Here is a 12445-nt window from a genome sequence, read left to right as displayed (position 1 = left end):
CTCCTATCGTCGGAATGACAAAAAACCAAAATGACAGACCCCTCCTTTGTCACCCCGACTTATTCCTTTGCCACCCCAACTTATTCTTTTGCCACCCCGACGAAGGAGGGGTCTATCACCGCGTACTTCGTCGATTTTGATTTCTCCTTCGTCGGAATGACAAAAAACCAAAATGACAGAACACTCCTTTGTCACCCCGACATATTCCTTGTCACCCCGACGAAGGAGGGGCCTATCACCGCGTACTTCGTCGATTTTGATTCCTCCTATCGTCGGAATGACAAAAGTTTTTTCGTCAGTCTTGAATTTCGTCATTCAAGAATTTCCAATCAGGATTAAACTCCTTGATAAGAGCCTCTTTCTTTGACCGTCTCCAACCTTTGATTTCTTTTTCACGTTCAATAGCGTTTAAAACATACTTGTGATGCTCCCAATAGAGAAGATAGAAACAATTGTACTTCGCGGTAAATCCGCTTACTCCCTGTTTATGCTCCTCCAATCGTCGCACCAAATCATTTGTTACACCTACATAAAGTACAGTTTTGGTATAATTGGTCAGGATATACACGTAATAGCTGTGATCTTTCATAGTTTTTGAACGGCAAAAGGGGACAAGGATTTTGATTCCTCCTATCGTCGGAATAACAAAAGGCGCAGAATGACAAATCACACGGCAAGTCCTTGTCGAACTGTAATTTCTGAGAAATAAACATCCTCCAAGTCGGGAGTAGCAACTTCAAACCCTTCTAATGGCTCGTCAGCAATAACCCTAATCTGGGTTTTACCCATTTTTAGCGAAGTAGAAATCACTTGGTAGTTTTCGCGGTAGTTGGTCAGCTCATGTTTTTCAATACTCTTCTTAAACACCTTTCCTTCAAGGCTTTTCACCAATTCGTTCGGGTTTCCTTTAGCGACCACTTCCCCCAAGCAGATAATGGCCATGTGAGAACAAAGATTGGTGACATCTTCGACGATGTGCGTTGAAAGAATCACAATCGTATTCTCTCCAATTTCGGAAAGCAAGTTGTGAAAACGGTTTCGCTCAGCAGGGTCGAGGCCCGCCGTAGGTTCATCGACAATGATGAGTTTAGGATTCCCAATGAGCGCCTGTGCAATGCCGAAGCGTTGTTTCATCCCCCCCGAGTACGTTCCCAAATTTTTCTTACGCGCTTCGTACAAATTCACCTTTTGCAGCAAAGCCGTAACGATGTCTTTTCGCTCAGCTCGATTAGAAATCCCTTTCAAATCTGCAATGTGATCGAGCATTGTTTCAGCGCTTACCCGCGGATACACACCAAACTCCTGCGGTAAGTAGCCTAAAATTTTGCGCACGTCGTCTTTTTGTTGAAGGACATCGAGGTCATCAAGCATAATACTGCCACTATCGGCCTCTTGTAGGGTAGCGATGGTTCGCATCAACGAACTTTTCCCCGCCCCATTAGGGCCCAATAGGCCAAACATTCCCTGTGGAATCGTCAATGAAACATCTTTCAAGGCTTGCACGCCATTCGAGTACGTTTTGGAAAGATTTGTAATTGTTAGCTGCATGAAAAAACGGATTTTAGGTTTTAAGGTTTGTGCGAAAATAAAAAAAAGCCGACTCGATGTACCACTTTTGGTACTAATGGCAATATGAACAGATGAATGTGCCGCAATAGCGATTGAAGTTTTTGTTTTGTAGATTTGAAAGAACTTGATTTTACTGGCTAATATGGATAATTCGCATCATTTACGTCGCTGGCAAAAAGGTGACGAACTCGCACTCGTTCGCTACGCCAACAACTACCACATTTGGCGCAACGTGCGTGATGCCTTTCCTCATCCTTACACCCTTGAGGATGCGCGGCATTGGATTAGTATGTGTGAATCGGAGAAAACCCCTTCTGTCTTCGCCATTGAAGTTGACGGTGAGGCAGTGGGTTGCGTGGGAATTGTTTTACAAAAAGATATTTTCTGTAAAAACGCCGAAATTGGCTATTGGCTTGGGGAGCCGTTTTGGGGCAAAGGAATCATTACGGCCGCCGTCAGCGAAGTCGTTGAGTATGCCTTCCGAACGTTTGATATTCACCGACTGTATGCAGGGGTGATGGCCCATAATCCTGCCTCCATGAAAGTCCTTGAAAAAGCAGGGTTTCAATTGGAAGCTATCTTGAAAAAATCTATCTACAAAGAAAACACCTTCATCGACGAGCATTTGTACGTGCGCTTTCGGGAAGCTAAAAAATAAAATAGGGAGGTTATGAGTAACCTCCCTGCACATTAAAGTGATGGAGGTTACTCATAACCTCTACCATACAACTACCTAATTTTCAAACACACGTCCTTCAATATGTTTGTCAATATCTAAACGAGGTATCCCTTTCGACCACCATTCTGGCGCAGGTTTTCCTTTTAAGAAATGGTCGAAAAACTCCATCATCCGCACAGAATAGTCTTTGCGGTTGGGTTGTTTAGCTAAACCGTGATTTTCGCCTTTGTACTGCACCATCACCACTGGCTTTTTCAAGCGACGTAGCGCCGTGTAGTACTCTACTCCTTGGGTAAAATCAACAGCACCGTCGGCGTCGTTGTGTAACATCAAGAGCGGAGTCTGTACTTTTTTAACGTTGTAAATGGGCGAATTGCGGTTGTATGCCTCCCAGTTTTCCCACGGAGCCACTAAGCGACCTTGCGAGCCTTCAAAAATCTGCCCGTTGCTCGTACCCGAATTTTTGTAAATCAAGCTATACATCGAAACCATGTTGGTCAGCGGTGCGCCTGCGGCAGCCGCTTTAAACATATTGGTTTGAGTAATCAAGAAACTTGTTTGATACCCACCCCACGAATGCCCGTGGATGCCTATCTTAGTCTCATCTATTACGCCCGTTTTGAGCGCCGCTTTCACAGCTGGCAATACACACCATACGGCCGACATTCCTGGGTCGTTGAGCTTGTAAACAATGTCTGGAATAAATACGGCATACCCATTTGAGGTATAAATCGACGGATTCCACCCCGTTCCCGAATACGATGGGTTGGCGAAATTATGGAGTGTTTGCGATAGCTTTTCGTAGTAATAAACCACAGTTGGGTATTTTTTACCTTGCTCATAGCCTGCTGGCAAAAATAACGCTCCTTGCAACGTATCGCCCTTGTCGCTCACGTAATCAACCAAACGCGTGCCTGTTGACCAAGCAAATTTATCAATCAAAGGGGCGTTTTTGGTCAATTGTTTCTCCGAACTAAGGTCGGCACTCGTTGTCAAAAAGTACTGACGCGGCTGGGTAAATGTTTCTTTGGCAAACACAAAAGCATCGGCTTTTTTGGCTTTGGACAAACTACCAATGGCCGCATCTTGCCAAAGCAAAGGCTTCACCGTGGTAGTCTTGCCAATGTCCAAACGCGCCAATCCGCTTTTTTTAGTCCACTCACCATACGTATGCAAATACAACGGCTTTTTCAAGTCGATTCCTTTTTCTTCGGGGTCGAGCTGATAGCGTTGGTCGTAGCGAATCTTGTCTTTTTTACCGTTTTGGGTCAAATTAACCGCTACCAACGCTTTGCCTTTGGCATCTTTTTCGTCGGTAGGTACTTGCCAAATATCCCATCCGTCCGACAACAAGACTGATTTACTATCGCTCGCCCAACCTATCGCGCTTTGAGGCGGCGTTTGTTGGTTGTGGTCATCATCCACATCGACAAACGAAGTAGGTACTTTTTCGGTCAAATTACGACTCGCTTTCGTAGTCATGTCATATACCCAATAGTTGGTTCCTTCCCAGTAAATAAACTTTGTACCGTCGGGCGAAGTCTGCGCGCCTGACCAAAAATTAGGCAAATAGTGCTTCGTTCTTACTTTTTCACGCTTACCTGTTTTGAGTTCGGTAACGTACAAATCCACGTAGTTGCGGCCATCCAAGCTACTTTCTAGCTCATACTCACTATTATCGGTACCAAGGCCGTATAGTTGCTTAGGAGCAATGTTCACGTTTTTCACCACACTATCCGCAAGCTGCACAAATTTCTTAGCTGCGACGTCGTACATCGACACATAATTCAGGTTTTTATCCTGCGTTTCCTGAATCTGTTGCCGCGATTGTAAGCGCTTATCTTGCCAGTTCCAAATTGTCACTTCGGGCTTTTCGGTATCGTCTTTTTTCTCAGCACTTGCCACCGATTTTGTCGAATCTGATTTAACTTTTGCTAGTGCTTTTTGCAAGTCGTCCAAAGTCTTGAGGGTTGTATCAGCCTTTATTTTAGCCAATTTTTCGGCGTCTGATACCTTTTTGGTGGTGTCTTTTGGAGCGGCAGCGGCAGGTTTTTTGTCCTCTTTTTTGGCCAATTCTAACTTATGAATACCAAAAAACAAACGACCCAAATCTTCCGACCAATAAGGCGTTCGGTTGGGGCTTACAGTCATGCCTTTTGGAAAACCAAGGCTGTCGCTTTTGGGGTCGTACGTAACGAGTTCTGGCATCGTCCCAAAATTCTTAATTCCCAATACGCCCACGCGGTCGTTTTTGTATTTTTCGTCTTTAACGCTTTTCAACAACGCCAAGCCATCCCCTTTTTCAGTCCAGTTCAACGACTGGTAACGCGCCTTATCATTGTCCATGGTCAGCGTCACGCCCGTTGTCATGTTGCGCAACTGCACCCCGTTTCCTGCTTTTTCGTTGGCATCAATGGTCATTGCTAGCCAATTCCCCGCTTTATCAAACGCCATTTCGGCTACGTTTCCTACGTTTTGGGTTTTACTAGAACTCAAATCATAAAGCAATAAATCTGACCCTTTGGCAGCATCTGAAGCACCACCTCCAGGCGCAGGCGCTCCTCCGCCAGCAGCGGCGGTGAGCAAAAGCGCTAAATGTGAGGCTTTTTCACCGTTGAAGGCAAAGCTTTTTACTCGATCAAACTCCGTCTTTTTATTAGACGCTAGTTCTATCAAAAACACTTTGTCGGGAATCGGTTTTCCGCCTGGTTTAGCAGCGGCTTTTTTGTCTTTATTTTTGGCAAAAACCTTAAAAGCTAGCCACTTGCTGTTGTCCGAGAAACTCATCTGCGGAAACGACGGTGTACCAATAGGATATACGTACTTGGTCGTATCTGACGTTTTTTGGATGATTAACTCGGCGTCGCTTTCGTAAGTAGCCAATACATACGCGTACCATTGTCCGTCGGGAGAAAGTTGGGTGCCGCCAAAGGAAGGAATTGCTTTCCAATTCAACACGTCTTTCCATCCCATCGCGGGCTTGGGCTTCGGTTGGGCAAACAACGCCAACGTACTAAGCAAAACCCCTAGCAGTAGGGAGATTTTTTTCATAAAAGTTAGATTTTAAAATGGATGAATTTGTATTAGTATCAAAGATAGCACAGGAATCGGTGATTTATCTAGAATTAGCGACGAACTGGCCTTTAGCAAGGTTTAACCAAAGGAAATTGTTAACTTCGCAGCCTTTTCGTTTGAAGTTATTGAAAAGATTTTAGCCTTAGAAAATGAGCAGAACCATAGATATAAGCAATCGCCGCGCATCGTTTGAGTACTTTTTTCTCGAAACCCATACCGCTGGGATTGTATTGACAGGTACCGAAATTAAATCTATCCGCGACGGCAAAGCCAACCTTACCGACGCCTATTGTATATTTTTGGACAATGAACTTTACGTCCACCATTTGCACATTTCGCCTTACGAAAAAGGGACGTACGCCAACCATAACCCTGTTCGCGACCGTAAGTTATTGTTACAAAAAAGAGAGCTTAAAAAACTAGCTGCCAAACTCAAAGACCAAGGCTTGACGATTATTCCAACGCGGCTTTTCATCAATGAAAATGGCCTTTGTAAAATGGAGATTGCCCTAGCCAAAGGGAAAAAACTCTACGACAAGCGCGACTCCATCAAAGAACGCGACCTCAAACGTGGCCGTGGGGAGGAATAACTCCCAAACTTGGAAAGTTTCGTTTTGTACCGAGTTAGACTTTCCAAGTTTTTATACTCCCCTTTTCAAACTTGGAAAGTCTTGTTTTGGACTTAGTCAGACTTCCCAAGTTTTTATACTTCCCTTTTCAAACTTGGAAAGTCTTGTTTTGGACTTAGTCAGACTTTCCAAGTTTTTATACTCCCCTTTTCAAACTTGGAAAGTCTTGTTTTGGAATTAGTCAGACTATCCAAGTTTTTACAATCCCTTTTCAAACTTGGAAAGTCTTGTTTTGAACTTAGTCAGACTTTCCAAGTTTCAATATTAGTTGGAAAGTCTGAAAGAAAATTTGCGTAGCTAAATAACTACACATACATTTGTAGTCAAATAACTACACAATGAATCTACGAAGAGATGTTTTTCAGGCCATTGCCGATCCTACTCGCAGGGCTATTTTGATGTTGGTTGCTTCGCAGGCCATGACTGCGGGAGCCATTGCGGCCAATTTTGACACCGCGCGGCCTACTGTTTCCAAACATTTGCAGATTCTTACCGAATGTGAGTTGTTGTCTCAACACCAAAATGGTCGGGAGATTTACTACCACCTCAACCCACAAAAGATGAAAGAAATTGCCGACTTCATTGAGCCTTTCCGTCAGTTTTGGGACGACCGATTCAACAAGCTAGAAGCCATCATGAAAACTTACCAAGCCAACCAATAACTCCTGATGGAAACAAAAACCCACGTCCATGCCGAAGAAGGGAAGCAAGAAATCCTCATTACACGAGTGTTCGATTTGTCCGTTGAACTTCTTTTTAAAGCCTACGTCGTGCCTGAAATCGTCGAACAGTGGATGGGGACGAAAGTGCTCAAACTTGAAAATCATGCGCACGGTGGATACCAATTTGAAACCACCGACCCACGGGGTCACACGCATCGGTTTAGCGGGGTCACCCATGAGTTTGTCCCTAACCAAAAAATTACGCGAACGTTCGAGATGGAAAATACCGCCTTTCCCGTACAGCTTGAGTTCTTGGAATTTGAAAAACTCACCGAAACAACCAGCAAGCTGACGATGCACATTGTTTTTAAATCCATCGCTTCTCGAAATCAATTGCTACAAATGCCGTTTGCGATGGGCATCAACCTCGCTCACAACCGATTGCAAGCGTTTTTTACCAACTAATTCATCTCCCAAAAAATCAAAAACAGCATACACATGAATAAGCAATTACCCCAAGAACGCCGTGAAGAGCTAATGACGCTTCTAAAAGCACGTTTTGAAAAAAATAAAAACCGCCATGCAGGACTTGATTGGACCAGTGTACAAGCCAAAATCGAAGCAAATTCTGATAAAATGTGGTCGCTCAACGAAATGGAAGAAACCGAAGGCGAACCCGACGTGATAGGCTACGATGCCGCAACAGACGAATATATTTTCGTCGATTGCTCAGCCGAAAGCCCCAAAGGACGCCGTAGTTTTTGCTACGACCGTGCTGCCCTTGACGCCCGCAAAGAACACAAACCCGCCCACAATGCGGTGGAGTTTGCGGAAGAAATTGGGATTGAACTTTTGACTGAAGAACAATACAAACACCTCCAACAACTTGGGAAATTTGACACCAAAACATCCAGTTGGATTCAAACGCCTGCCGCTATCCGCAAACTCGGAGGCGCTCTTTTCTGCGACCGTCGCTACGACCACGTTTTTGTGTATCACAACGGCGCCGAATCGTATTATGCAGCGCGCGGATTTCGGGGTTTGTTGAGAGTCTAAACGCTTATTTAAGGTACAAAACTTCGTAGATAACCACATCTCTCCCACTCTATTCGTTCGTAAGTCGATGAAAATTTTAGCTTTTTTGACCATCATTGTAAGCTGCGTCCATACAACGTACGCGCAAGAAATGTCTGACACAGACAAAGGAAATATCCGTTTTTTTGTTGACTGCATTAAAAAGCAACAGAAAGAAAAAATAGCGGATTTAGTGCTTTACCCACTCAATAGAAACTACCCCCTTCCGCCGATTCGCAACAAGAGCGAATTTATCAAACGCTACCAAGAAGTGTTCGATGCTACGTTTACTCAAATGATTTCGAAGTCAAACATTTCAAAGGACTGGGCAACCGTTGGGTGGCGAGGAATTATGTTTTCAAATGGAGAACTCTGGCTAAACGAAGATGGGGCTTTGCGGGCAGTCAACTATTCATCAAAAATCGAAGAAAGCAAAAGACAGGCACGGATTGCAGAAATTCGCACTACGCTTCATAGCAGTTTGCAGGAATTCAGCCAACCCGTTTTAGTTTTTAAAACCAATAAATTTCTTATTCGGGTCGATGAAATGAAAGATAACACGTACCGTTATGCTTCTTGGACATTGCCCAACAAAATGAGCTCTAAACCCGACATTATCATTCCCAAAGGCGAGTTTTTGGTAGAAGGGACAGCCCAAGAGCCCAACTACCGATTCAAGAACAAAGAGTTTACCTACGAGTGTTCATTTAACTCCATGAATGAGGAGTTACCCCGCTATTTTGTTCGAATTTTTAAGGGGAAAAAAGAAATTGTATTTCAGAAAGCTAGTTTGCTTTACTAGCCCTTTGTATTGTTACAATCGAAGTACGGCTTCATTTTTACTGCGAAAAGCAGGCTACTTTTGGGAATTTTTACGTCCCAAAATAAAAACGATGAGAAGGCGAATTTTTCTAAAAAGTATTCCTGCTTCGCTCTTGGCTTCCTCTTACTTGACGAATGCCTGCCAAGCAGAAAATGGCATCAATCCTACCACCAAAACAGTAGTAGTGATTGGGGCGGGTATTGCGGGCTTAACAGCAGCCAAAAAGCTTCAAGAAGCGGGTTTTAAGGTGCGTGTCTTAGAGGCGCAAGACAAAGTTGGCGGACGTTTACGCACTAATCGTTCGCTTGGCCTCCCTTTTGACGAAGGCGCAAGTTGGATACATGGCATCGACGGCAACCCCATCACCGCGTTGGCACAAGAAGCAGGCATGACGACGTTTCAGACACTTGATGACAGTATGAAATCGTACGACATCGGAGGAATCATCCGAAAAACTTCCACTTACGACTCGGCCGAAGACGACTTTTATAATATCCTCGGTTCGATGATGAAAAAAGGAAGCAATACTCAAAGTTTTGAGCAGGTATTTAACCAGCTTTACCCCGGCAAGACAAACGACCGCCTGTGGAAATTTTTTCTTTCAACCTACCTCACTTTCGACACGGGTGATTTGGACAAGTTATCATCGACCCTCTATTATGAGGGTGAAGAATACGGAGGTGTAGAAAAAATTGCCACTAATGGCTACGACACCGTTGCTACTTATTTAGCCAAAAACCTGTCTATCAGCCTTAATCAACGTGTTTCGGCCATTGATTACAGTGGGGCAACCATCAATATTACCCACAATAACACTGTCACTCCAGCCGACTTTGTGATTGTTACTGTGCCACTTGGTGTATTAAAAAATAACAAAATTGTTTTTACTCCCAATTTGCCTTCTGCCAAGCAAACAGCTATCCAGAAAATAGGCATGAACTGCGTCAACAAGTTTTTATTGACGTGGGAAACCGCTTTTTGGGACGATGTTCAGTACATTTCGTACACACCCGAAATGCGTGATAAGTTTAATTATTTTGTCAATCTCAACAAGTTTCTCCCCTCAGCCAATGCCCTCATGACCTTTGCCTATGCCGACTATGGCCGAGCGACCGAGACCATGACCGACGCCCAGGTGACGAGCGAAATCATGGCGCATTTGAGAGATATGTACGGAACATCGATTCCTGCTCCTGCGCATTTGCTTCGTACCCGATGGAGTACCAATGAAAACTCCTTTGGAGCGTATTCGTACACCGCCGTCGGTACTGAAATGCGCCATTTTGAAGACCTCGCTGAAGAAATTGACAATAAGCTATTTTTTGGGGGTGAACATACCGAAGTCGATTATTTTTCAACTGTCCACGGTGCCTATCTGAGCGGAATTCGCGAAGCCGACAAAATCATTGCGTTGCTATAATCAGTCAATACAATATCTCCTTTCCAACCTTCGGCCAACTTGCCGCGTCTTAGAGAAAAACAACCCATTCCTTTTCTATGCGCCGCTTTGTTTACTTGATTTTGACCAGCCTTTTTATTGCCTGCCAATCCTCTGATTCTGTCGGCACTAACAAAGAATTAACAGGAACATGGAAGTTGATTTCCTATTGCAAATCTACAGGCACCTCTGCCTGCACCCAAACCACCGTTCCCAATGACAAGGGAGTATTTATCTCGTTTTCCAAGAAAAATGAATTTAACGAATATTACCAAAACACCCGCCCCATCGACTACAGTTTTTTGGGATGCGGAGGTGGTAGCTACGCAGTAGAAGGCAGCCAAGTGCGGATTCGTGCCGTGTGCATGTCTTCTTCCAACGGACAACTCATCGACCTTACCTCTCTCAGCCCAACTCGATTGGTGCTCAACCCTTCGGGAAGGGGGGAGTACCTTTTTGAAAAACAATAAAACGCCATTCCTATGAAAACCGCCCTGCTTTTGTTCGTTGTAATGCTCACTTGCTGCTTTGCTTGCGAAACTTCTTCGGATGTAAAAGCAGAGCGAAAAGACGTATGTGCACCCGTACAACTTAGCTCCAACCTCGACGCCCCCACTGGTCTCGAACTTTTTACGGTACAATCCACCCAACTTTCCGACCACATTCTCACCATTTCTTTTGCTTACGGCGGAGGTTGCGACCCCAACCACGCCTTTGCTTTGTACGTTGACCCTTCTGGGCGAGAAGACTCGAAAGGAGTTTACCGAGAAGGCCGCATTGTTTTTACCACACAAAACGCTTGCAAAAGGCTCGATTATAAAGATTTTTGCTTTGATTTGTCCACCCTAAGAAAAGAAGTCCCCTCTGGACGGCTTCGAATCAGGGGAGTAGAGCAAGAAATCAAGTTTTAGTATTACCACTCCCACTATGCCCCGTAAAAAGGCCGTTATTTTTGACATGGATGGCGTTATTATTGACTCTGAACACTTGTGGAAGCAAGCTGAGTTTGACGTTTTTTCTTCGTTGGGAGTCATCGTATCAGAAGAATTTACCCCAATTACCCAAGCCATGACAACCGCCGAAGTAGCCGATTTTTGGTTTGAAAAATATCCTTGGGAAAACGTTTCGTTGAAAGAAGTAGAAGAACGGGTTATTTCGCGGGTCATTGAGTTGATTGAAACCAACAGTTGCGCTATTTTAGGTATAAAAGGCTTCATAGAACGTCTAAAAGCACAGGGGCTAAAAATTGGCGTTGCCACCAATTCCCCTTATCGTATTATTCCTTCTGCTCTTCAAAAAGTAGGTGTTTATGAGCTTATTGACGTTATTTCATCAGCGGAGTTTGAAGAAAAAGGAAAGCCTGACCCTGCGGTTTACCTATCTACTGCCCAAAAACTTGCCGTTGCTCCCTCCGAGTGTATCGTCGTCGAAGACTCTCATTCGGGAATGATAGCAGCCAAAAGTGCAGGTATGACGGTCGTCGCATTTACCAAAGGTCAACTCCATAAATCTTTTGAACTCGCAGATTTTACAATTAGTCATTTTGATGATTCGATTGATTTTTTGCTCAACTAACTTACTTTCTCTCCAATGATTATTTCAGTTGTTGAAATCCATAACGAAAAACTGGCGGTGGTCGAGCAGGCTTCTGTTCCAATTGGCAGTGCTCAAGAAGCACTAGAACTGCTAATGAGAAGACGCTTTTCGTGTTCTGACAACTTCTTTCTAAACTTGTGAGGTTCTCTACTTCCGCTTTATGAATCAGCTTACTGCTCAGCTTGCCGACACGTTTGGAATTAGTGTTTCGCACATTGAAGAAATGATGGCAATTGCTTTCCCAAAAAAAGTACGTCGAGGAGAGTTTTTGTTGCGAGAAGGCGAGGTTTGTACGCACGTTGGCTTGGTGATCACAGGGGCGCTGCGGACATTTTACATCAATGAAGACGGCGAGGACATTAGCTTTTTGTTTCACTTCAACCATCGCCTCGAACACCTCGCTTTTATTGATTACGAAAGTGTGCTGCTGGGAACCCCTACCAAACTCAACATTCAAGCGACCAAAAACTCATTGGTGTATCTGATTCACAAAGACGACCTTGCGGCTCTCTATCAAAAAAACGCGTTTTGGCAAAAATTTGAAAAACACATGGCTGACCGTGTGTATTTATCGGCCAAGCGGCGCGTCGAAGATCTACTGTATTATTCACCCGAGCGGCGCTATCTTCAACTGCTCACTGATAATCCCTTGGTGTTTCAAATATTCCCTCAAAAACAAATCGCCAGTTATTTAGGCGTCACTCCTCAATCACTCAGCCGAATTCGTAAACGGATTACGATTAATTACCTTTAGTGTACGTTTTTTAGGGTTTCGTCCATCTACCTTTGTTCCATGGTCTGACTATCGTCTGACCGTGTATTTAGGTCAGACGATAGTCAGACCGTACCTTTTAGACTAAAACGGCAGTCAGATTGTATTTTTTCAGTTACATGTTGTCT

At 44.2% G+C, this 12445-nt stretch carries 16 protein-coding genes; 12 read left to right on the top strand and 4 right to left on the bottom strand.

All coding sequences use genetic code 11. The features are described 5' to 3' along the window. Positions 1 to 3: 3 nt before the first annotated feature. From AC23P2_RS20735 to AC23P2_RS20725, 3 genes are all read right to left on the bottom strand, one after another. Complete coding sequence (locus AC23P2_RS20735; protein WP_487774971.1) at positions 4 to 315, bottom strand: hypothetical protein; 312 nt, start codon at positions 313 to 315, stop codon at positions 4 to 6. Continuing rightward, positions 296 to 589, bottom strand: coding sequence for a GIY-YIG nuclease family protein (locus AC23P2_RS20730; RefSeq protein ID WP_487774970.1), 294 nt, complete (start codon positions 587 to 589; stop codon positions 296 to 298). Before AC23P2_RS20730 ends, AC23P2_RS20735 begins: the two co-directional genes overlap by 20 nt. Positions 590 to 666: 77 nt before the next feature. Beyond that, complete coding sequence (locus AC23P2_RS20725) at positions 667 to 1548, bottom strand: ABC transporter ATP-binding protein (RefSeq protein ID WP_487774969.1); 882 nt, start codon at positions 1546 to 1548, stop codon at positions 667 to 669. 163 nt (positions 1549 to 1711) lie between these two features. Between AC23P2_RS20725 and AC23P2_RS20720 the strand changes: the two genes are divergently transcribed. Continuing rightward, positions 1712 to 2227, top strand: a complete 516-nt coding sequence (locus AC23P2_RS20720) for a GNAT family N-acetyltransferase (protein ID WP_487774968.1) — start codon at positions 1712 to 1714, stop codon at positions 2225 to 2227. Positions 2228 to 2302: 75 nt separating this feature from the next. On the opposite strand, the gene AC23P2_RS20715 is transcribed toward AC23P2_RS20720, so the two are convergent. After that, positions 2303 to 5299, bottom strand: coding sequence for an alpha/beta hydrolase family protein (locus AC23P2_RS20715; protein WP_487774967.1), 2997 nt, complete (start codon positions 5297 to 5299; stop codon positions 2303 to 2305). Between the two features lie 173 nt (positions 5300 to 5472). Here AC23P2_RS20715 and smpB point away from each other — a divergent pair, with 173 nt between their 5' ends. From smpB to AC23P2_RS20660, 11 genes are all read left to right on the top strand, one after another. After that, positions 5473 to 5913 carry an SsrA-binding protein SmpB gene (gene smpB, locus AC23P2_RS20710; protein ID WP_122929239.1) on the top strand — a complete coding sequence of 147 codons (441 nt, stop codon included), beginning with the start codon at positions 5473 to 5475 and terminating at the stop codon, positions 5911 to 5913. Between the two features lie 377 nt (positions 5914 to 6290). Continuing rightward, positions 6291 to 6614, top strand: coding sequence for an ArsR/SmtB family transcription factor (locus AC23P2_RS20705; RefSeq protein ID WP_472490088.1), 324 nt, complete (start codon positions 6291 to 6293; stop codon positions 6612 to 6614). A 6-nt stretch (positions 6615 to 6620) separates the two neighbouring features. Further along, on the top strand, positions 6621 to 7079 hold the full coding sequence (locus tag AC23P2_RS20700) for an SRPBCC family protein (RefSeq protein ID WP_487774966.1): 459 nt from the start codon (positions 6621 to 6623) through the stop codon (positions 7077 to 7079). Between the two features lie 33 nt (positions 7080 to 7112). Next, positions 7113 to 7670 (top strand): DUF4256 domain-containing protein, encoded by a 558-nt coding sequence (locus AC23P2_RS20695; RefSeq protein ID WP_487774965.1) that lies wholly within the window; start codon positions 7113 to 7115, stop codon positions 7668 to 7670. 67 nt (positions 7671 to 7737) lie between these two features. Next, positions 7738 to 8490, top strand: a complete 753-nt coding sequence (locus AC23P2_RS20690; protein WP_487774964.1) for a hypothetical protein — start codon at positions 7738 to 7740, stop codon at positions 8488 to 8490. Positions 8491 to 8581: 91 nt separating this feature from the next. Then, positions 8582 to 9931, top strand: a complete 1350-nt coding sequence (locus AC23P2_RS20685) for a flavin monoamine oxidase family protein (protein ID WP_487774963.1) — start codon at positions 8582 to 8584, stop codon at positions 9929 to 9931. Positions 9932 to 10008: 77 nt separating this feature from the next. Then, a complete protein-coding gene (locus AC23P2_RS20680) occupies positions 10009 to 10419 on the top strand; it encodes a lipocalin-like domain-containing protein (protein ID WP_487774962.1) in 411 nt (136 codons plus the stop codon). Between the two features lie 12 nt (positions 10420 to 10431). Beyond that, positions 10432 to 10860: a hypothetical protein gene (locus AC23P2_RS20675; protein WP_487774961.1), complete on the top strand. Its 429-nt coding sequence runs from the start codon at positions 10432 to 10434 to the stop codon at positions 10858 to 10860. A gap of 16 nt (positions 10861 to 10876) precedes the next feature. Next, positions 10877 to 11524 carry a hexitol phosphatase HxpB gene (gene hxpB, locus AC23P2_RS20670; protein WP_487774960.1) on the top strand — a complete coding sequence of 216 codons (648 nt, stop codon included), beginning with the start codon at positions 10877 to 10879 and terminating at the stop codon, positions 11522 to 11524. Between the two features lie 15 nt (positions 11525 to 11539). Next, a complete protein-coding gene (locus AC23P2_RS20665) occupies positions 11540 to 11686 on the top strand; it encodes a hypothetical protein (RefSeq protein ID WP_487774959.1) in 147 nt (48 codons plus the stop codon). Positions 11687 to 11705: 19 nt separating this feature from the next. Next, complete coding sequence (locus AC23P2_RS20660) at positions 11706 to 12299, top strand: Crp/Fnr family transcriptional regulator (RefSeq protein WP_487774958.1); 594 nt, start codon at positions 11706 to 11708, stop codon at positions 12297 to 12299. Positions 12300 to 12445: the final 146 nt, after the last annotated feature.

Source organism: Runella sp. R0.1_18 (genome assembly GCF_057652155.1).
Note: the sequence above shows the minus strand (reverse complement) of the source record. Positions and strands in the feature narration are given on the sequence as shown.

Bases quoted from the DNA above. Each gene is read 5' to 3' on its own strand.
- AC23P2_RS20660 (WP_487774958.1), top strand. From the start codon at position 11,706: ATGAATCAGCTTACTGCTCAGCTTGCCGACACGTTTGGAATTAGTGTT.
- AC23P2_RS20665 (WP_487774959.1), top strand. From the start codon at position 11,540: ATGATTATTTCAGTTGTTGAAATCCATAACGAAAAACTGGCGGTGGTC.
- AC23P2_RS20700 (WP_487774966.1), top strand. From the start codon at position 6,621: ATGGAAACAAAAACCCACGTCCATGCCGAAGAAGGGAAGCAAGAAATC.
- AC23P2_RS20705 (WP_472490088.1), top strand. From the start codon at position 6,291: ATGAATCTACGAAGAGATGTTTTTCAGGCCATTGCCGATCCTACTCGC.
- hxpB (WP_487774960.1), top strand. From the start codon at position 10,877: ATGCCCCGTAAAAAGGCCGTTATTTTTGACATGGATGGCGTTATTATT.
- smpB (WP_122929239.1), top strand. From the start codon at position 5,473: ATGAGCAGAACCATAGATATAAGCAATCGCCGCGCATCGTTTGAGTAC.
- AC23P2_RS20720 (WP_487774968.1), top strand. From the start codon at position 1,712: ATGGATAATTCGCATCATTTACGTCGCTGGCAAAAAGGTGACGAACTC.
- AC23P2_RS20725 (WP_487774969.1), bottom strand. From the start codon at position 1,548: ATGCAGCTAACAATTACAAATCTTTCCAAAACGTACTCGAATGGCGTG.
- AC23P2_RS20680 (WP_487774962.1), top strand. From the start codon at position 10,009: ATGCGCCGCTTTGTTTACTTGATTTTGACCAGCCTTTTTATTGCCTGC.
- AC23P2_RS20735 (WP_487774971.1), bottom strand. From the start codon at position 315: ATGACGAAATTCAAGACTGACGAAAAAACTTTTGTCATTCCGACGATA.
- AC23P2_RS20690 (WP_487774964.1), top strand. From the start codon at position 7,738: ATGAAAATTTTAGCTTTTTTGACCATCATTGTAAGCTGCGTCCATACA.
- AC23P2_RS20675 (WP_487774961.1), top strand. From the start codon at position 10,432: ATGAAAACCGCCCTGCTTTTGTTCGTTGTAATGCTCACTTGCTGCTTT.
- AC23P2_RS20695 (WP_487774965.1), top strand. From the start codon at position 7,113: ATGAATAAGCAATTACCCCAAGAACGCCGTGAAGAGCTAATGACGCTT.
- AC23P2_RS20730 (WP_487774970.1), bottom strand. From the start codon at position 589: ATGAAAGATCACAGCTATTACGTGTATATCCTGACCAATTATACCAAA.
- AC23P2_RS20685 (WP_487774963.1), top strand. From the start codon at position 8,582: ATGAGAAGGCGAATTTTTCTAAAAAGTATTCCTGCTTCGCTCTTGGCT.
- AC23P2_RS20715 (WP_487774967.1), bottom strand. From the start codon at position 5,299: ATGAAAAAAATCTCCCTACTGCTAGGGGTTTTGCTTAGTACGTTGGCG.